The 18,867-nt window shown below is 59.4% G+C and carries 14 protein-coding genes; 8 read left to right on the forward strand and 6 right to left on the reverse strand.

The genetic code is table 11. The features are described 5' to 3' along the window. The first annotated feature begins 30 nt into the window (after nt 1-30). Nucleotides 31-1,320, forward strand: coding sequence for an L-pipecolate oxidase (locus tag PSPTO_RS09860; protein WP_011103753.1), 1,290 nt, complete (start codon nt 31-33; stop codon nt 1,318-1,320). 12 nt (nt 1,321-1,332) lie between these two features. Here the strand turns inward: PSPTO_RS09860 and PSPTO_RS09865 are convergent, their stop codons facing one another. Beyond that, nucleotides 1,333-2,706, reverse strand: a complete 1,374-nt coding sequence (locus PSPTO_RS09865) for a sensor histidine kinase (protein WP_011103754.1) — start codon at nt 2,704-2,706, stop codon at nt 1,333-1,335. Further along, the gene (locus PSPTO_RS09870; protein ID WP_011103755.1) at nt 2,703-3,365 is read right to left on the reverse strand and encodes a response regulator; all 663 of its coding nucleotides are present in this window, start codon (nt 3,363-3,365) and stop codon (nt 2,703-2,705) included. Before PSPTO_RS09870 ends, PSPTO_RS09865 begins: the two co-directional genes overlap by 4 nt. A gap of 167 nt (nt 3,366-3,532) precedes the next feature. Here PSPTO_RS09870 and PSPTO_RS09875 point away from each other — a divergent pair, with 167 nt between their 5' ends. The 7 genes from PSPTO_RS09875 to PSPTO_RS09905 all read left to right on the forward strand — a co-directional run bounded on the left by PSPTO_RS09875 (nt 3,533) and on the right by PSPTO_RS09905 (nt 11,544). After that, entirely contained in the window at nt 3,533-3,796 is a 264-nt protein-coding gene (locus PSPTO_RS09875; RefSeq protein ID WP_005767847.1) for a PepSY domain-containing protein, read from the forward strand. Then, complete coding sequence (locus tag PSPTO_RS09880; protein WP_007245030.1) at nt 3,796-4,341, forward strand: cytochrome b/b6 domain-containing protein; 546 nt, start codon at nt 3,796-3,798, stop codon at nt 4,339-4,341. Before PSPTO_RS09875 ends, PSPTO_RS09880 begins: the two co-directional genes overlap by 1 nt. 38 nt (nt 4,342-4,379) lie before the next feature. Beyond that, nucleotides 4,380-5,678 carry a sialidase family protein gene (locus PSPTO_RS09885; RefSeq protein WP_011103756.1) on the forward strand — a complete coding sequence of 433 codons (1,299 nt, stop codon included), beginning with the start codon at nt 4,380-4,382 and terminating at the stop codon, nt 5,676-5,678. After that, nucleotides 5,675-6,295, forward strand: a complete 621-nt coding sequence (locus tag PSPTO_RS09890) for a hypothetical protein (RefSeq protein ID WP_005767853.1) — start codon at nt 5,675-5,677, stop codon at nt 6,293-6,295. Before PSPTO_RS09885 ends, PSPTO_RS09890 begins: the two co-directional genes overlap by 4 nt. Nucleotides 6,296-6,305: 10 nt before the next feature. Further along, the gene (locus tag PSPTO_RS09895) at nt 6,306-8,339 is read left to right on the forward strand and encodes an LTA synthase family protein (protein WP_011103757.1); all 2,034 of its coding nucleotides are present in this window, start codon (nt 6,306-6,308) and stop codon (nt 8,337-8,339) included. Between the two features lie 356 nt (nt 8,340-8,695). After that, nucleotides 8,696-9,310: a biliverdin-producing heme oxygenase gene (locus tag PSPTO_RS09900; RefSeq protein ID WP_011103759.1), complete on the forward strand. Its 615-nt coding sequence runs from the start codon at nt 8,696-8,698 to the stop codon at nt 9,308-9,310. Next, nucleotides 9,307-11,544 carry an ATP-binding protein gene (locus PSPTO_RS09905; protein WP_011103760.1) on the forward strand — a complete coding sequence of 746 codons (2,238 nt, stop codon included), beginning with the start codon at nt 9,307-9,309 and terminating at the stop codon, nt 11,542-11,544. Before PSPTO_RS09900 ends, PSPTO_RS09905 begins: the two co-directional genes overlap by 4 nt. Nucleotides 11,545-11,596: 52 nt before the next feature. Here the strand turns inward: PSPTO_RS09905 and PSPTO_RS09910 are convergent, their stop codons facing one another. From PSPTO_RS09910 to pobA, 4 genes are all read right to left on the reverse strand, one after another. Beyond that, on the reverse strand, nt 11,597-12,283 hold the full coding sequence (locus PSPTO_RS09910) for a hypothetical protein (RefSeq protein ID WP_011103761.1): 687 nt from the start codon (nt 12,281-12,283) through the stop codon (nt 11,597-11,599). After that, the gene (locus PSPTO_RS09915; RefSeq protein WP_159229446.1) at nt 12,280-15,678 is read right to left on the reverse strand and encodes a toxin VasX; all 3,399 of its coding nucleotides are present in this window, start codon (nt 15,676-15,678) and stop codon (nt 12,280-12,282) included. Before PSPTO_RS09915 ends, PSPTO_RS09910 begins: the two co-directional genes overlap by 4 nt. 338 nt (nt 15,679-16,016) lie before the next feature. Next, the gene (locus PSPTO_RS09920; protein ID WP_011103763.1) at nt 16,017-17,342 is read right to left on the reverse strand and encodes an MFS transporter; all 1,326 of its coding nucleotides are present in this window, start codon (nt 17,340-17,342) and stop codon (nt 16,017-16,019) included. 316 nt (nt 17,343-17,658) lie between these two features. Then, a complete protein-coding gene (gene pobA, locus PSPTO_RS09925) occupies nt 17,659-18,843 on the reverse strand; it encodes a 4-hydroxybenzoate 3-monooxygenase (RefSeq protein ID WP_011103764.1) in 1,185 nt (394 codons plus the stop codon). Nucleotides 18,844-18,867 lie beyond the last annotated feature (24 nt).

Raw genomic sequence — 18,867 nt, forward strand, 5'->3', positions numbered from 1 at the left:
CTTATCACCGACATTGCTGGAGTTTTTTCGATGGTGCAGTTTGCTGAAGGCTGTCTGTGGGAACAATTGACTCCGCAACGTCCGGTCAGCCCGGCCCTGAGCGGTGAGCGGAGCGCCGACGTGTGCATCATCGGCGCCGGGTTTACCGGTCTGTCGGCGGCGTTGCGCTTGCTGGAAGGCGGCAAGTCGGTGTGTGTGGTCGAAGCGCACCAGGTCGGGCATGGCGGTTCCGGACGCAACGTCGGCCTGGTGAATGCCGGGACCTGGGTGGCGCCCGATCAGCTGGACAAAGTACTGGGCAGCGTCGACGCCAGTCGACTGAATGGCGCATTGGGCGCGGCACCGGCACTGGTGTTTGCGACCATCGACCAGTACCGCATCGATTGCCAGGACACGCGCACCGGCAACCTGCACATGGCGCATAACGCCAAGGGCCTGGCTGACTTGCGCAGCCGCGCCGCACAGTGGCAGCGGCGCGGTGCCAACGTCGAATTACTGACCGGCAAACCCTGCGAAGACGCCTGTGGCACCGACAAGGTCAGCGGTGCCTTGCTCGATCACCGCGCCGGCACGGTGAACCCGATGGCCTATGTCTCGGGCATGGCGCTCAACGTGGTGGCGCAGGGTGGGCAAGTGTTCGGTGATTCTCCTGTCAACGGCTTGCAACGCACCGCTGACGGCTGGAAGGTCTCTACTGCTGCGGGCAGTGTGAGCGCCGAGAAAGTGATCATCGCGTCCAATGCCTACACCGAAGGCGAGTGGACCGATATCAAGGATCACATCTTCACGGGTTACTACTATCAGGTGGCTTCGCAGCCACTCAGCGGTGCCGAGCAGGCGCAGATTCTGCGTGGCGGGCAGGGGTCATGGGATACGCGCACGGTGCTCAGCAACATTCGCCGCGATGCTCACGGGCGGCTGCTGTTGGGCAGCCTCGGCAATGCTGGCAATTATCCGCTGTGGTTCATTCGTCAGTGGGCAGATCGCGTCCAGCAGCATTATTTTCCGCAACTGGGCCGGGTCCAGTGGCAAAGCACCTGGACCGGCCGCATCGGCTTTACGCCAGACCACTTGCTGCGCCTGTTCGAGCCTGCGCCCGGTCTGCTGGCCGCGACCGGCTTCAATGGCCGAGGCGTGACCACCGGAACGCTGGTGGGCAAATGCTTTGCCGATTACCTGCTGAGCGGTGATGCTGCGGCGCTGCCGGTGAGTTTTTCCAGCAACAACAAAAAGGTCTCGGCCAATGGCCTGCGCACGCTGGCCTACGACGCCGGTTTCACCCTGTACCACGCCGGGCAATGCCTGCGCGTCGTGCTCTGAGGCGATCAAGCGTCAGGCTGTTCGACTCTTGAGCCTCAACTCCGCACACAGCCCGCCCTGCGCCGAATTGCGCAGGTGCAGGCTGCTTTCCAGTTTGCGGACGATCATGTCGACAATCGCCAGGCCCAGTCCTGCCCCATTGCTGTGGCCCTGGCTGTAGAAGCGCTCAAACAGACGTGCCTTCTGTTTCTCATCGATGCCCGGCCCTGCATCTTCGACGGACAAGTGCGCGCTGCCGTCTTCCTGGCGGTGGAGCATCACGCGAATCTCGCTGGCAGGCGGAGCGAAGTTGAGCGCGTTGGTCAGCAGGTTCTGCAGCGCGATGGTGATGGCTGAGGGGTCGCTGTGAATCACGCAGTCATCGCCTGCTTCAAAGACCAGATCGACACGCTTTTCCAGCGCCAGTGGGGTCAGCTCGGCCATTTCCTCGCGTACCAGCGTGTTCAGCTCGAAGGTTTGCAGCTGACTGACTTCAAGGCGCGGCTCAAGCCGGGCCATGGTCAGCAACTGACTGGCCAGACGGGCAGCGCGGTCGACGCCGTGCACGAGAAAATCCAGTGCTTCCAGACGTTGCTCCGGGCTCTCCGCCTGGCGGGCGTTCTGGGCGTGGATACGCAGGATGGTCAGCGGTGTGCGCAGTTCATGGGCGGCGTCGGCGATGAACCGTCGCTCGCGCTCCAGCACGCTTTCGATCTGGGTCAGCAGGCGATTGAGCGCGTGCTGCATGGGCTCCAGTTCCTTGGGCAGCGGGGCTACGTCGAGGGGTTCGAGGCTTTCGGCATCGCGTTTGCGAATGACCTTGGCCATCGACTGCAACGGGCGCAGGCCCCAGCCGATGGCTAGCCAGATCGCCACCACCAGTAACGGCACGCCGATCAGCGTCGGCCATAACGTGTGACTGACAATGCGCTGGATCAGGTCCTGACGGACATCGTCACGCTCACCGACCCAGATCAGGAAACCCTGCTGTGGATCGGCCAGCAAAAAGCCGCACCACTCGTGGCCGTTTTCAATCAGGTCATGTGAGCCTTCTGCGGCGGGTGGCGCACTGAGCAGGGGCGCTTCGGCCGAGCGCACCAACAGCTCGCCCGAGGTGCGCCAGACCTGGAACGTCAGGCGGGTTTCATAGGGGTGGGCCACGCCGCTGGTGCCCACCCGGCTCATGGCTTGATCGAACGCCTGATAAAGCTTGTCCAGGTCCTGTTCGCCGGCTGCCCGCTGGCTCAATACGCCTTGCAGCAAGCGGGCGCTCTGGGCCAGTTGCGCGTCGTAGACTTCTTCGATTTCGTGATGGCTGTCCCGCAGGGCGAGCAGGCTGATGGCCAGGTTGCCGAGCAGTAACAGCAGCAGCACCGGGACCAGAATGCGCGCACGTACCGAGGTCATGCCTTGAGCTCCAGCAGGTAACCGACGCCGCGCACGGTGCGGATCAGCTCGGTGGACAGTTTTTTGCGCAGGTTGTGAATCAGCACTTCCAGGGTGTTGCTTTCGACCTTGTCCTGCCAGCCGTACAGGGTGTTGGACAGGCGCTCGCGGGTCACCACTTTGCCGGGGCGGATCATCAGTTGGTGCAGCAGTTGATATTCCATCGGCGTCATCAGTACTTCGCTGCCCTGAAAACTGACCTGCTGCGACGCCGGGTCGAGGCTGATGCCGGCGTGTTCCAGCAACGGCTGCGCGCGCCCCTGGCTGCGCCTGAGCAGGGCACGCACGCGGGCCTTCAGTTCATCGACGTCGAACGGCTTGATCAGGTAATCGTCGGCCCCCGCGTCCAGCCCGGCAATGCGGTTGGCGGTGCCGTCGCGGGCTGTCAGGATCAGCACCGGCAGGGCGAGTTCTTCGGCGCGCAACTGGCGCAGCAGGTCGAAGCCGTCCATGCGTGGCAGGCCGAGGTCGAGCAACAGCAGGTCGAAGGGTTCGCTGCGCAGGGCATGCAGCGCGCTCAGCCCGTCTTCCAGCCAGTCCAGCGTATAGCCTTCGGTATTAAGGGCCACGCGGATACCTTGGCCGATCGCACGATCATCCTCGACAAGAAGCAGGCGCATAACGGGTGACCAATGAGTAGGGTGAGAAGGGCGCCATGATGCCGCCCGCGCGCAGTGCCGCGAAGCGCCGTGTGTCCGGGAAGATGTTACCAGCTGTTACGTATTAAGCTTTTCCTAAGATTGGTTTCGCACAGTAGGCGCTCCTTCACTGCCCGAGAGCATTTGCCATGCGTAAAATTCTGCTGATTTCCCTGTTGTTGGCCAGCCCGTTGGCGCTCGCCGGCCCGCAATGCACCACCGCTGAAAAGTCCCAATGGCAGGATCAGGCCAAGTTCCAGGAGCAGCTCAAGGCTCAGGGTTACGAGATCAGCAAGTTCAAGGTGACTGACGGCAACTGCTACGAGATCTACGGCTTCGACAAGGACAAGCGCAAGGTCGAGATCTATCACGATCCGGTCACCGGTAAAGCGGTCAAGACCGAGATCAAGTAATGAGCCGGGTCTCCCTGCGCCTGTGGGACCCGCTGGTCAGGCTATTTCACGTCTCGATCGCGGGTGTTTTCGTTGCCAATTATTTCTTCAATGAAGCGGGCGACGACTGGCACATCTGGCTGGGCTATTACGCGGTTGCCTGGCTGGCGGTGCGAGTGGTGTGGGGTTTCCTCGGGCCGACCAGCGCCCGTTGGAGCGATTTCTGGCCGAGCCCTGCGCGTTTGCGCGCGCATGTTCGCTCGCTGATAGACCGCAAGCCGGTCCACCGGCTCGGTCATTCTCCGCTCGGCGCGCTGGTCATGGTACTCATGATGGCGCTGATTTTCGGCATGGGCCTGACCGGTTTCCTGATGGAGGAGGTCGATGCCCTGTGGGGGGCCGACTGGCCTTTGCAGACCCATGAAATCCTCGCCAATACGTTGTGTGCCCTGGTGGTGCTGCACATGGCCGCAGCCATCTTCGAAAGTTTTCAAGTGCGTGACAACCTGCCGTTGTCGATGCTGACAGGAAAACGACGTCCGTTGCCTGAAGATGACTATCGCTGAACCCCCATCCTTGTCCTTCACTACAGTGATGCCTCCTGATGCGTGTTATTTCCCGAAACCTGACTGCATGGAGCGCAGGCCTGATTGTTGTAGCGATTTTTCTCGGCGCATGGCTCAGCCATCCGCTGCACCGTATTTCCGGCTTTGCGGTCACCCCGGCCCCGGTTGGCACCGAGAGCCTGCCACCCAAGGCTTCCTATAGTTCGCGCTTTGCGTCCTCTGACCTGAACGATTTCGTGCACTCCTCAGCGGTGACGGCGTTGCCCGGCGGCGATCTGATGTCGGTGTGGTTTGCCGGTTCCCGCGAGGGCGCAGGAGACGTGGAAATCCGCACCTCGCGCTTCGACGCGCAGGCCGAGGAGTGGGGCGGCGAGCAGGTGCTGGCGACCCGCGAATCCACCCAGACCGGTACCGGCAAGTACATCCGCAAGCTGGGTAACCCGGTGATTGCGCTGGCCCCGGACAACCGCCTGTGGCTGTTCTATGTGTCGGTTTCGGTCGGTGGCTGGGCCGGCAGTTCGGTCAATGCGATGGTCTCCAGCGACATGGGGGCCAGTTGGTCGGCGCCGCGCCAACTGGTGACCTCACCGTTTCTGAACATCAGCACGCTGGTTCGGGGTGCGCCGGTGTTTCATGCCGACGGCTCGATCGGCCTGCCTGTGTATCATGAGTTTCTCGGAAAGTTTGCTGAATATCTGTACCTGAGTGCTGACGGCGAGGTGATCGACAAGTTTCGCATCAGCCGAGGCAAGAACTCCCTGCAACCGACTGTCGTACCACTCGACGGGCAGCGCGCGGTCGCCTTGCTGCGTTATGCAGGCGAAACCTTCCACCGCGTGCTGGCGAGCCGCACCGAGGACGGCGGGCAGACCTGGAGCGAGCCGTATCCCTTGGCGCCGAGCAACCCTAACTCGTCGCTGGCGGCGGTGGGTGTGCCTGGCAAGGGCCTGCTGGTGGCGCTCAATGACCTGCGCGAAGGGCGCTTCAAACTCAGCCTGTACAGCACCGACGAGCAGATGAAAGTCTGGCGACCGCTGCCTGATCTGGACAAGTCGCCTGATCCGCTGGGCACCCCGTTTTCTCTGGAAGTTTATAAAGAGGTCATCGGTCAGGGCTTTCGGGCTTCCAGTGGCGCACTTCGCCAGCCGATGGAAGCAGAGTTTCTGAGTAACCTGGATCAACGTGTCTGTGCGCCCCAGGGCTGCGATTTCGAGTACGAGTATCCGTACTTCATACGTAGCCCTGACGGTCTGTATCACCTGGTCTATTCGTGGAATAACACCTTTATCAAACATGTCAGCTTCAACGAGGCCTGGCTGGCGGAGCAGCTTTTATGATCGCTTTGGGATTGGCTCATCTGGCATTTGCCTGGACGTTATTTATTGTGTTCGCCCCGCTGACCGCATCGTTATGGTGGCGCTGCGGCATGCTGGCAGCGGCGTCGCTGTTGAGTGTGGTCTCGGTTGACGGCCTGTCGATGGCGTCCTACGCCCGCAGCCTGACCGACGACCTGGCGATCAGCAGCCTGGTGGTGCTGGGCTGGCTGACCCTGCAGCGGCTCGGCGTGCTCAAGCCCATAGCGCCATCCCGCCGATGGGTGATGCTGCTGGTGTTTGCCGCGCTGGCGCTGACGCTGTACCCGGCCACGCTCGGCCTGACCTATTTCGACCCCTACCGCTGGGGTTACAACCCGCGGCCGATGATCATCATTGTCGCCGTCATCGCGCTGGGGCTGATCTATCTGCGCAATGTGCTGGCCGTGGCGATGCTGACACTTGCCACGCTGGCGTTCACGTTCAGAATCAAGCCGTCGGAAAACTATTGGGACTACCTGATCGACCCATTGCTTGCGCTGTATTGCTGCGGGGCTCTGCTGGGCCTGGCCATCCGTTTTGTTTATCGCCGGGCAATGGGGCAGCGCCGTTCGGCTGCGCTGTCTGCCGGCAATGTGTAGAGGAAGAACAATGAGTTGGTTGCAATCGCGACGCCTGCGCTATTGGCTGGGCGCGGTCACGCTGGTGTTCCTGCTGTCGGCGTTACTCAGGGGTGTGTTTTTCTACGGGTTTTCCGGCGTCGAGCCGGGCACGCTGTTTACCCACAGTGAAGTTGTGCAGACCTTGGGCATCGGCTTGCGCTTCGACCTGCGTTTGGCACTGTTGATCGTGCTGCCGGTTGCGCTGCTGCTCTGGCTGCCACGCTGGAACCTGATCAATGTGCCTGCCCTGCGCTGGGTGGCACGGGGTTATCTGATTATTGCGCTGGCGATTCTGACGATGATTCATGTCGTCGACTTCGGCCACTACGCCTACCTCGGTGTGCGGCTCAACGCCAGCGTGATGCGCTATCTGGAAGACGCGCAGATCTCCCGCGACATGCTCTGGCAAACTTACCCGGTGGTGTGGATCACGGCCGGCTGGCTGCTGACGGTCGTCGCGCTGGGCTGGGCGTTGCTCAGGCTTGAACGCGTGACGCTGAACCGCCAGGCGCGGCCGATCAAACGCTGGTCGGTGGTCTGGGGCTCGGCATTGATGGTCTGCGCGACCTTTCTCGGCTTGCTGGGCCGGGTCGAGAATCTCAATCTGGAGAACCCCGTGCCGTTGCGCTGGAGCGATGCGTTTTTCTCCGGTAACAGTCAGGTGGCTGCGCTGGGGCTCAACCCGGCGCTGTTTTTGTACGACACGCTCAAGGTTTCCCAGTCGCACTTCGACGAAGCGAAAGTGCGCGAGCATTACGAGGTGGTGGCGCGTTATCTGGGCGTTCAGCAGCCCGATGCACAGGCGCTGAATTTCAAGCGTCAGCAACCTGAGCAGCCTTATCGACTGCCCGGTGAGCGGCCGCCGAACGTGATGTTCGTGATGCTCGAATCACTGGGCACCAGCGCGGTGGGTGCCTACGGCAACCCGCTCAATCCGACCCCGAATATCGATCATCTGGCCACGCAAAGCTGGTTCTTCAAGCACTTCTATGTGCCGGTGACCGGCACCGCGAAAACCGTCTGGGCGAGCATTACCGGGGTGCCCGACGTCACCCGGCAGGAGACCGCGACGCGCCACCCCTTGCTGACACGCCAGAACACCATCATCAATGACTTCAAGGGCTACGAGAAGCTCTACATGATTGGCGGCAATTCCGGCTGGGCCAACATGAACGCGCTGATTCGCCGCAGCATTGACGACGTGCGCCTGTACGACGAGCGCGACTGGAAGTCACCGCAGGTGGATGTCTGGGGGATTTCCGACCTCGACCTGTTCAAGGAAAGCGACCGGATTCTGCGTGCGCTGCCCGCCGACAAACCTTTCTTTGCCTACGTGCAGACCGCAGGCAATCACCGGCCTTTCACCATTCCCAAGGACAACGACGGTTTTCAGGTCAGCGACAAGACGCTGGAGCAAGTTCAGGCTGCCGGTTCACGTAGCGTGGAGCAGTACAACGCCGTGCGCCTGCTGGACTTCAATATCGGACGGTTGATGGACCTGGCCAAGGCTGGCGGCTATTACGAGAACACCATCTTTGTGCTGTTTGGCGACCACAACACACGCATCAGCCAGATTCCGCACATGGCACCGGCGTTCGAGCAACTGGGGCTGGAAAGCAACAATGTGCCCATGCTGATTCACGCGCCCGGTTTATTGGGCACACGGGTCATTGATGAAGCGGTCGGCCTCACCGATCTGCTGCCGACGCTGGCAGGCATGGCCGGAATGGAATTCACCAGCGGTACGATGGGGCGCGACATTCAGCAGCCTGCTCCGGAGGGCGAGCGTGTTGTGCCATTGGTGTTGCGTGAGGGTACGTTCCCGTTGATCGGCGGGGTCACGCGTCATTACCTGCTGCAGATGGAGCACGATGGTAGCTCGCCGACGCTTCACGACCTGGCCTCGCCAACGCCGCTGGACAACGTTGCTGAGCAGAACCCGCAAGAGTTCGAGCGCCTGCGAGACCTGACCCGTGGCCTGCATGAAACGTCGCGAATGATGTTGTACCAGAACGTGCGCTGACCAATCGGACATGTTTTCAGGCAAAGCGCAGTGCGCAAACCATCCGTTGGGGCCGGGTGCTTGCGCAGCGCTGGACTCGGCACGCGATGATGTTAAAGTGCTTTCCACTGTGATCCGCATCTTTACGAAACACGTACATCGGCCGGTTTTCGACTATTGTCATTGAGTCGATAGCAGATTTATCCGGCGATGAAAAACCGCCACTGTGCAGCGCTGGCGGTTTTTCGTTATGCACTACGGTGTTTCGTCGCCAATTCCGGAAAAGCCTGTCAGGTTCTGCGTTGAATCTGTATTTTGGCGGCCTGTTTTCGCACGGATACGTTTTCCGTCTATCGCACTCTTAAGAGCCTTTCTGGATGCCGGCAAGTTTTTCACCTGTCACCCCGCCGAAGTTGATTGGTGCACTTCGCGCTGAAACGAATCAGTTGCACGTTCAACTTGAAAAACGCATGCCTTTTTTCTCGTCTGTTCTGGACCACGCGCTGTACCTTCGCTTGTTGCAGGCCTATTACGGCTTCTATGCACCGCTTGAGGCGGCATTGCGTGACAGCACGTTCATGCCCCGTGCGCTCACTCCAGATGACCGGATCAAGACGTGTGTGCTGGTGAAAGACTTGTGCGCGCTGGGTATGTCCGAACATGACATCAGACAACTTCCGCAGTGCACGCAATTACCGATAACCAATTCTCCCGGCGCCTGTCTGGGCGTAATGTATGTGCTTGAAGGCGCGACGTTGGGCGGGCAAGTGTTGCGCCGCGAGGTGCTCAAGCGTCTGGGGCTGGATGAATACAGCGGAGCGGCTTTTCTTGATGTGTACGGTGCTGAAACCGGACCGCGCTGGAAGGTTTTTCTGAACCACCTTGACGCTGTGCCGCGGGGCGTTGAATTCACCGAGGCTGCAGCCCATGCGGCCCATTCCACATTTGCATGTTTCGAGCACTGGCTCGACGGTCAAGAGGTACTGCTATGAGCCAACTCGACAAGGACGCTTTTGAAGTCCTCCTGGCCAATTGTGCGGATGAGCCCATTCAGTTTCCCGGGGCCATTCAGCCTCATGGTCTGTTGTTCACGCTCAAAGAGCCTGAACTGACGATCCTGCAAGTCAGCGCCAATGTGCAGAGCGTGCTGGGCAAGGTTCCCGATCAACTTGCCGGGCAGACGCTGGATTGCGTGTTAGGTGCAGGCTGGGCTGAAGTGATCAGAAGCACCAGTGCCAACGATTCGCTCGTTGATGTGCCACGTTTATTGATGTCGGTCGAAGGCGTCGAGTTCGAGGCCTTGTTGCACCGCAGCCAGGAGGCGCTGGTTCTGGAACTCGAAATTCAGGACAAGGCGGCGCAGGCGATCAGTTATTCCGAGCGCACCGGTAATATGGGGCGCATGTTGCGTCAACTGCATGCCGCCGCTGATTTGCAGACGCTCTACGAAGTCAGTGTCCGTGAAATCCAGAGGATGACCGGCTACGACCGGGTATTGATCTATCGTTTTGAAGAGGAAGGTCACGGTCAGGTGATCGCTGAAGCATCGGCACCGGCCATGGAACTGTTCAACGGCTTGTTTTTCCCGGCGTCGGACATTCCCGAGCAGGCGCGCGAACTATATCGCCGCAACTGGCTGCGCATCATTCCCGATGCCAACTACACGCCGGTGCCCCTGGTGCCGCAATTGCGCCCGGACACCCAGCAGCAGCTTGACCTGAGTTTTTCGACACTGCGCAGCGTGTCGCCGATTCACTGCCAATACATGAAAAACATGGGCGTGCTGTCGTCCATGAGTGTTTCGCTGATTCAGGGCGGCAAGCTGTGGGGCCTGATCAGTTGCGGGCATCGCACGCCGCTGTACGTGTCCCATGAGCTGCGCAGCGCGTGCCAGGCAATTGGCCAGGTGCTGTCGTTGCAGATCAGCGCTATGGAAGCGCTGGAAGTCAGCCGCCAGCGCGAGACCAAGATTCAGACCCTGCAGCAGTTGCATCAGATGATGGCGACCTCCGACACGGACGTGTTCGATGGCCTGGCGCAGCAGCCGCAGCTGTTGATGGACCTGGTCGGCGCCACCGGCGTCGCCATCATCGAAGACCGGCAAACACACTGCTACGGCAACTGCCCGGAGCCGTCGGATATCCGCGCGCTGCACACCTGGATGATGGCAGGCGGTGAGCCGGTGTATGCCAGTCATCATCTTTCCAGTGTCTACCCGCCCGGCGAGGCCTATCAAACGTTGGCCAGCGGCGTGCTGGCCATGAGCCTGCCAAAGCCTGTGGATAACGGCGTGATCTGGTTTCGTCCGGAGGTCAAGCAAAGTGTTCAGTGGAGCGGCGACCCGAACAAACCGCTGAACCTGGACGCCTCGGACAACACTTTGCGTTTGCAGCCACGTACGTCGTTCGAGATCTGGAAGGTCGAAATGACCGGGATCGCCACCAAGTGGAGCCACGGCGATGTGTTCGCCGCCAACGACCTGCGCCGCTCCGCACTGGAAAATGACCTGGCCCGGCAGGTCAGCAAGGAACAGCAGGCGGTGCGTGCTCGCGATGAACTGGTGGCGGTGGTGTCTCACGACCTGCGCAATCCGATGACGGTCATCTCGATGCTGTGCGGCATGATGCAGAAGTCGTTCAGCTCCGACGGCCCGCACACCTCGCGACGTATTTCCACGGCAATCGACACCATGCAGCAAGCTGCCAGCCGCATGAACGTGTTGCTCGAGGATTTGCTCGACACCTCGAAAATCGAGGCCGGCCGCTACACCATCACGCCGCAGCCGCTGGAAGTCAGCCAGATATTCGAAGAGGCCTATACGCTGCTCGCCCCGTTGGCGATGGACAAGTCCATCGAGATTTCCTTCAATGCCGAGCCCGACATCAAGGTCAATGCTGACCCGGAGCGGCTGTTCCAGGTGCTGTCCAACCTGATCGGCAACGCGATCAAGTTCACCCCGAAACTGGGCAGGATCGGTGTGGCGGCGATGTCCAACGGCGACGAAGTGGTGTTTACCGTACGCGATTCCGGCGAGGGCATCCCTCCTGAACAGCTGCCACACATCTTCGAGCGCTACTGGACCGTCAAGGAAGGCAACCCGACCGGCACCGGCCTGGGCCTGTATATCTCGCAAGGCATCATCAAGGCCCACGGCGGCGAACTAGCTGCGCAAAGCCAGGTTGGCCACGGCAGCGAGTTTCGCTTCACGGTGCCGATCGCACATTGATGTGCTTTCTCGGGCTTGAGGGTTGAAGACTCAAGCCTGAACAGCATCAGCGCTACTTCCAGTTCGAGGCCTTCTCGATGTACTCCGCGCTTGGAGGAAGGACCTCGTGGAGAAACGCGAGGTACTTTGTCATCAATTCCTTACTGGGAAAGCGGGCGGCGAAGCCTGTGGTGACGTCGTCGCAGTGAATGATGACCATCAGGCGCTTGTGATCAACCGTGACAAACTCATGCAGGTGCCAAGGGGCGGTTTGTCGATGGTGGATGGGGTTTTCCCAATTCAGCAGCTTGACGGCTGCGATAACGGCCATCGCTACCGGGCCGATCAGGAAGAGCAGTGAGCCGGTGAGAAGAGCGATAAAAACGAATATCAGGATGACGGCTACGGCGATGCCCTTAAAGAAACTTGAGGCAAAGTCTGGATAGTGGAGGTAATACTCGACTGTGGCACCGTCGGTTTTAAGGGTGTAGTTGTAGATGGTTTTTTGGCGGATGAGCAGGCCTATGAAATAGGCAAGAACCCCTCCAAGGGCAAGTATCAGGCCCACCAGTAGAGGCGGATTTTTTAAAAATACTTTCCAGCCTCCCCAAATGAAAAGTGAGCTTCCAGTTAGATGAATTGCGGCAAATATAGACTGCGCTATCATGATTTCTTTAGGTGATCTTGCAAGTGTTTTTATTTTCCAGTTTAGAATGTCTTTACCTTTCGGCAGATCCAAAGCTTTTTCTAGCTGAGTCATACAGGTGTGCCCTCTGCGACTTCCAGGGTCAAAGCGCCAATCCTGCTTGATGCCTTTACCTCGAGCTCCACAGCAGCCAAGCCGTCAATAGCGGTATCGCCTCGTATACCAAGCTCCATCTGAAACAGATAGCTTCTATCGTCTCCGCCAGGATTTAAAAAATTGGCCGGGTACCAGATTTGCAACTCAAGATACGTTGCGTCCTTGTCCAGCGGCACCCAGGTTTCCCAGATGAGGTCTTCGTTTTCAGGTGGCATGCGGGGGTAGGTAAAGTCTTCACTCGCCTTGCCAGCAGGCTTGTTGGTAAGCGTCCCGAACTGTTCGGTGTTCCTGAATTGCCCGCGGTCCAAAAAAGCTTCATATATTGGCTGGTCTATTTTTTCTACAGTCAGCACGCCCAATGGTCGCTTGCTGCTGATGACATTGAAATGCACGGTCTGCCCGCGTAACACGTTTGGCAATCGCACTTGTACTCCAGCACCATTTTGTACCGCTACGCTGTAATAATCGCCTTTGCCAAGATAACGATTTTCATAATTCACTGTGCTTTTTACATGAACCTGCGGAGATAATTGAATTTCCATCAGCGCGCGCACTTCTTCATGCTCGCCATCGGTAGTCTCGGCGTAGCGATAGTCTAAGGTACTGGACCAACAGCACTTGCGTAGCCACCAGCCGACACTGTCTTGCTTGAAGTAATTCAGTGCCATCGTAGCAAGGAGATAAATAAAACCAGTTGCCAGCAGAGCTACGCTGAACCACGGACTCATTGCGATAATCGTAAAGACGCCAGCGGGGGAAATGCCTGCCATTAGCTGGGCGGCAGCCCCCAATCCCATCACCAGTACAGAAAAACCCTTAATGCCAATCCCATATGTTTCCTCTGATGTTTTCGCTGCGAAAAAATCATCTATAACATCAAATAGTTCAAGCGTAACCGCCGCTAGCCCAAACCCACCCATCGCCACCATCGAGCCCCTGAACCCGCGTATCGCATCACCCCAGACTGCATTACCCCGTGCTTTCCAATAAGCTGCCGACTTATCAAGAATGCCCACGTCATACCCGCCAATAACCAGTGGCTTGGCCGTACGGATAATCGCCCACGGCGCTTCAACAAACACCGCCATCAACAGATTGAAGCTGTACCCCAATCCATACGTCACCTTGCCAATGTCCTTGGTACTGAAATCCCCATCCCGGGTAAGGTCCCGATAGAGGAAGGCAGTATTGATAAGGTTAAGCATGACCACGCCCGAGGTGATCGAGCCTGCCGTGCCGCCCAGTCGGTCGGTCCAGCCTCTGGCGCGGGCGAGCCAGTCCTTGGCCAGGGTTTTGCCGGACTGGAAGTACTGGCGAATCTCGTCCTGCAATAGCTTGGCGTATTCGTTGTTCTGAAAGTCGAGCAGGGCAGGGATGCTCAGTTCGTGAACGCGCAGTTTGTGTTTATGGGCCTGCAATTTGCGAGCGGTGCTTTGGCGCGTGTTGTAGGCGTTCGGGTATTGCCAACTGCGCACCAGCTCGCTGATTTGCTTGTTGAGGACTTGCCACTCACTTACCCACTGTTTGAGCTTGGTCACTGTCTGCTCATTGATCGCGACGCGTGCTGTCGAGTCGAGCAATATCTGGCCGATCAGCAGGGTGCGAAGCAACGCAACGATGTTCTGCTGCTTGCCAAGGGCCATGCGGCTGTCGATGGGCACCCATGCCAGTAATACACTTTCAAACCTGGCTTTGCCGGCACCGCTGGCCAGTTCGCCGAGGGCTTTGAAGGTGTCTTGAACAGGCTGTTTCAGCGCCTTCATCCACGGCTTGTCGGCAAAGCCCCGATGGTTGAGCACGCCATTGAGTTCACCGATGCGCGTGGCCAGATTGGTGACGTCGCCGAGGCCGTTCAGCAGTGCGTCGGCTTCCTGATGCAGGGCGTGCTTGAGCGCTGGCGAAAAACCATAACGCAGGGTGCCAAACAGGCTGCTGGTGTTGGCTTCCTGCTCGGCCAGCCAGGCATTTGCGGCGCTGTCCTGCGCATAGATGATCTGCAGATTGAGCATGATCGTCTGCAAATACAGCAGGGTTTTCGGGTGTGTGGTGTCGATGAACAGCTTGAGCGGTTCGGTGCCTATATGTGCCGCCCAGTGCTGGAAATCGCTTTGCGTGTCACGCACCTGTTGCAGGCGTTTGTCTCCGGTCGGCAGGTGCTGCAAAAGGTACTGGCGGGCACTGCTCAGATCGACCTCGCGCCGCCATTTGTGGCGATCTTTCCAGGCCTGCGCGCCCTCATCGGTCGGCGCGCTGCCATAACGTGTTTCGATCGATTTGCGCATGTCCAGGCTCTTGAACATGTCCGGCAGCAGCAGAAAATCTCCAGGAACGTTGCTACTGCTGATCTGTGCTTCTTCAAGAATGCATTGTTCAAAGTAGGCTTCGACCTCGCTCAGGTACTGATGCGTGCGCAGCGCATCACCACGCACCGACGCCGGCAGCTTCTCTGCTTCGCTCTCTGCACCGCACAGCGTGGCGACGGTCTGGGCAATCTGGATCTTGTGTTCGTGGGCGCTTTGCCATTCCCGAAAAGCCGCCTGATCGGCGGCCAGCTGCATGCCCAAGTCGTTGAAAACGGCGAGCGGGTCATCGAGGGCAATGACCAGAGAGCTGTCCTGATCGTAGACGCTGCCTTGCCAGAAGACATCGGCGCCCAGCGGTGCCCATAACGGATCGGGTTCTGCGCCTTCTGATGGCGGGCGAACACTGGGAATCGCCGAATCTGCAAAACGGCCATCTTCCACAACACAGTCTTTGTCGATATCCGCCACGGCCTCGGCGATGCGATCCAGCGGCAGGGTGTCCGGCTCGGCCATGGTGAGGCAGTAGCTGGCCAGGTCCAGCGCCTTCATCCACAACGCGCGGCTTGGGGCATGGGAGCGCATGTGCTCGCACATTCGCCACGTCCACTGCATCGGGGAAAAGGCGATGTGCAGGCGGTGCTCTCGTGGATACAGCAGAAAGGGTTGTCCCTCATCGGCACCGGTTCGCTGGTCATTACCGATGTGCGCATCGCTCCAGACGATGCGGCTCAGATGGCCGTCGCTGGCTGAGGCTGCGTATTCGTGCAACGTGCCGGCCGTCTCGTCGAACACGTAAACGTAGCCGTCGTACAGTTGGCGCAAGGTGTAACTGCGTGTTTTCAGCGTCGGCAAGCGGGCCCATTGGCCATCTTTGGGCAGTGGCTTCAGTTGCGTGGGGTCAGCGTCATAGCGCGAGCGATCCAGCGCATAGCGCACCGGGACGATGGCGATATTAGGCCCTCTGAAAGGGCACAGGCTGGTGGCGGTCGCCGGGGTTTTGGGGAACAGTGCAGCACGTCGTTGTCGATGGGTGCCGTTTTTATCGGTCATGCGGGAAATTCTCTGCGCAGCAACGGGCAATTCACCCGCCGTATGCAGAACAGGGTTCCAAAAATTATGCCGAGATAAATTTTATCTATCTAAAACAAGTAGATAGAGTTAATCGATAAAGGCCAGGCTCAATTGCCAGGCAAAAAGCACTCAATACTGAGCAACCTTTTGCGCACATATGCGCAAGCTCGTTTAGGTGCTGCAGGGCGTGAAATAAAAGCCGCACCTGATTTCGGCCTGCTCTCTGTGCGCAAAGGCTTGCACACGGAGAGCGCCCCGAAGTGCATCACAGAAAAAGCCAGGCACCAGGCCTGGCTCGGGGCAGGGGACAAGCGTGTTCAGGCAGCGGCTGCGACCTTCACCGCGCTCTGACGGCTGACCCGCAAGGCCACCAGGCTGCCGACGATGGTCAGCGCGGCCAGCGAGTACAGCGCCAGGGTGGTCGAACCGGTCTGGTCCTTGATCCAGCCCACCAGATACGGGCTGAGGAAGCCTGCCATCTGGCCGATTGAATTGATCAGCGCCAGCCCGCCCGCTGCAACGCTGGCGCTCAGCAGTGCGGTGGGCAAGGGCCAGAACATTGGCAGGCTGGTCAGCGCACCCATGGTCGCGATGGTCAGGCCGAGGATGGCGATGAGGGGCACTGTCGCAAAGTTGGCGGCGATGATCAGGCCAGTCGCGCCCATCAGCATCGGTACTACCAAATGCCAGCGGCGCTCATTGCGCAGGTCTGCGGAGCGGCCGACCAGCAGCATGAACACGCCTGCCATCAGGTATGGCACGGCGCTGATCCAGCCGATCACCAGCGCGTCGCTGAAACCCAGGTTCTTGATGATCGAAGGCAGCCAGAAGTTGATCGCATACACACCGCTCTGAATGCAGAAGTAGATAAAGCCCAGAACCCAGATGAATGGCATGGTCAGCACCGAAGCCACCGAGCTTTTGCCTTGCACCGGTCGATTCAGTTCATCGTGGGTGATATCGGTCTTGACCCGCTGGCGCTGTTCAGGCGTGAGCCAGCGTGCGTCTTCAACCTTGTCACACAACACAAAGAACGCCAGCACGCCAAGCGCCACGGTAGGCAGGCCCTGAATCAGAAACATCCACTGCCAGCCCGCCATGCCGCCCTGACCGGCGGCAAAGTGGTTGAGGATCCAGCCGGAAAACGGCCCGCCGAGCAGCCCGGAGACCGGGATGGCCGACATGAACAGTGCCATGATTCGGCCGCGACGCTGGTTCGGGTACCAGCGCGAGAAGTACAGCACGATACCGGGGAAGAAACCGGCCTCGGCCATGCCGGTCAGAAAGCGCAGCACGTAGAACTCGACCGGCGTGGTGACGAACAGCAGGCAGGTGGAAAAGATGCCCCAGGTGATCATCATCAGGCCGATCCAGCGGCGTGGCCCGAAGCGGTTCAGCGCCAGATTGCTGGGCAGGCCGCACAACACGTAGCCAATGAAGAAAATACCGGCGCCCAGGCCATAGACCGTCTCGCTGAAGCTCAGGGCGTCAAGCATTTGCAGCTTGGCGAAGCCGACGTTCACGCGGTCCAGGTAGTTGAACAGGTAGCAGATGAAGATAAACGGTATAAGGCGCAGGGTGATGCGACGGTAGACATGATTGCCGTCAGCGTCGCCCACCTCGTGGGTCGAAGTAAGGGTCATGGCGTGTGTTCCTCTATGCTTGTTGTTTTTAGGGGATTTGCCGGGTGCACGCCTGATCATAGGGGGCGGGTCGCGAAAACGCTTTGGGGTTTTGCACGGCTACGCGGGGGGTGTGTTGTGTGATTGCACAACGTATGGCTCTGCGCTGGCATGTATTGCGTGGCTCGGCGTCCTCGTTGCGACGCTGCTCAAGATCGGACGCAGAGCGTCCAGAACTGCATTCCCACGCAGAGCGTGCGGAACGATAATCTCACTACCGCTATCGTGCGACGCTCCGCGTCGGCATGCCTTTCTGGACGCTCCGCGTCCTCATCTGCTACTCAATCGCCTCATACGGCAAACCCACGTAATTCTCTGCAATGGTCCTGCGCCCGGCCTCTGAGCCGACGTAATAGTCCAGTTCGGTCTGCTGGATGCGCTGGCTGAACGCATCGGTGTCCGGGAAGTTGTGCAGCACCGAGGTCATCCACCAGGAGAAGCGTTCCGCTTTCCACACCCGGCGCAGGCAGATGTGCGAGTACTTTTCCAGCAGGTCGGTGCGGCCTTCGCGATAGACCTTGAGCAGGATCCGGTAAAGCGTACTTACATCACTGGCCGCCAGGTTCAGGCCCTTGGCGCCGGTCGGCGGGACGATGTGGGCGGCGTCGCCGAGCAGGAACAGGCGGCCGTACTGCATGGGTTCCACCACGAAACTGCGCAGTGGCGCGATGCTTTTCTCGATGGACGGGCCCGTCACCAGGCGGTCTGCCAGGTGCGCGGGCAAACGGGATTTCAGTTCGGTCCAGAAACGCTCGTCTGACCAGTCTTCGACCTTCTCGTCGGCGCTGACCTGCACGTAATAACGCGTGCGAATGGCCGAGCGCATGCTGCACAGGGCAAAGCCGCGCGGGTGGTTGGCGTAGACCAGTTCTTCGTTGACCGGCGGTGTGTCGGCCAGCACGCCGAGCCAGCCAAACGGGTAGACGCGTTCGAAGATTTTCAGCGCTTGAGACGGGATCGATTGCCGCGACACGCCATGAAAACCGTCGCAGCCCGCAATGTAGTCGCAGTCCAGACGTACGGTTTCGCTGTCTTTGACGAACGTCAGGTAGGGGCTGTCGGTTTTTGGCGCGTGAATATTCACGTCGGACGCGTCATAGACCGTCATCGCGCCGATCGCCGCGCGGGCCTTCATCAGGTCGCGGGTGACTTCGGTCTGGCCGTAGACCATCACGGTCTTGCCATCGGCCAGGCTTTTCAGGTCAATACGTTCGCAGCGGCCGTCGAAGGCCAGTTCGAAACCATCATGAATCAGGCCCTCGGCGTCCATGCGCTCACTGACGCCTGCCTCGCGCAGCAGATCGATCATGCCTTGCTCGAGCACCCCTGCGCGGATGCGCGAGAGAATGTAGTCGGGGTTCTTGCGCTCGACAATCACGTTGTCGATGCCGGCGCGCTGCAACAGTTGGCCCAGTAGCAACCCGGAAGGGCCTGAACCGATAATCGCGACTTGGGTTTTCATGATGGTTGCCCTCTCTGATGCCCC

This window comes from Pseudomonas syringae pv. tomato str. DC3000 (assembly GCF_000007805.1).
GTDB classification, from domain to species: domain Bacteria; phylum Pseudomonadota; class Gammaproteobacteria; order Pseudomonadales; family Pseudomonadaceae; genus Aquipseudomonas; species Aquipseudomonas avellanae.

What these genes read in the sequence shown, in the direction of transcription:
- PSPTO_RS09860 (WP_011103753.1), top strand. Translation starts at nt 31, where the DNA reads ATGGTGCAGTTTGCTGAAGGCTGTCTGTGGGAACAATTGACTCCGCAA.
- PSPTO_RS09865 (WP_011103754.1), bottom strand. Translation starts at nt 2,706, where the DNA reads ATGACCTCGGTACGTGCGCGCATTCTGGTCCCGGTGCTGCTGCTGTTA.
- PSPTO_RS09870 (WP_011103755.1), bottom strand. Translation starts at nt 3,365, where the DNA reads ATGCGCCTGCTTCTTGTCGAGGATGATCGTGCGATCGGCCAAGGTATC.
- PSPTO_RS09875 (WP_005767847.1), top strand. Translation starts at nt 3,533, where the DNA reads ATGCGTAAAATTCTGCTGATTTCCCTGTTGTTGGCCAGCCCGTTGGCG.
- PSPTO_RS09880 (WP_007245030.1), top strand. Translation starts at nt 3,796, where the DNA reads ATGAGCCGGGTCTCCCTGCGCCTGTGGGACCCGCTGGTCAGGCTATTT.
- PSPTO_RS09885 (WP_011103756.1), top strand. Translation starts at nt 4,380, where the DNA reads ATGCGTGTTATTTCCCGAAACCTGACTGCATGGAGCGCAGGCCTGATT.
- PSPTO_RS09890 (WP_005767853.1), top strand. Translation starts at nt 5,675, where the DNA reads ATGATCGCTTTGGGATTGGCTCATCTGGCATTTGCCTGGACGTTATTT.
- PSPTO_RS09895 (WP_011103757.1), top strand. Translation starts at nt 6,306, where the DNA reads ATGAGTTGGTTGCAATCGCGACGCCTGCGCTATTGGCTGGGCGCGGTC.
- PSPTO_RS09900 (WP_011103759.1), top strand. Translation starts at nt 8,696, where the DNA reads ATGCCGGCAAGTTTTTCACCTGTCACCCCGCCGAAGTTGATTGGTGCA.
- PSPTO_RS09905 (WP_011103760.1), top strand. Translation starts at nt 9,307, where the DNA reads ATGAGCCAACTCGACAAGGACGCTTTTGAAGTCCTCCTGGCCAATTGT.
- PSPTO_RS09910 (WP_011103761.1), bottom strand. Translation starts at nt 12,283, where the DNA reads ATGACTCAGCTAGAAAAAGCTTTGGATCTGCCGAAAGGTAAAGACATT.
- PSPTO_RS09915 (WP_159229446.1), bottom strand. Translation starts at nt 15,678, where the DNA reads ATGACCGATAAAAACGGCACCCATCGACAACGACGTGCTGCACTGTTC.
- PSPTO_RS09920 (WP_011103763.1), bottom strand. Translation starts at nt 17,342, where the DNA reads ATGACCCTTACTTCGACCCACGAGGTGGGCGACGCTGACGGCAATCAT.
- pobA (WP_011103764.1), bottom strand. Translation starts at nt 18,843, where the DNA reads ATGAAAACCCAAGTCGCGATTATCGGTTCAGGCCCTTCCGGGTTGCTA.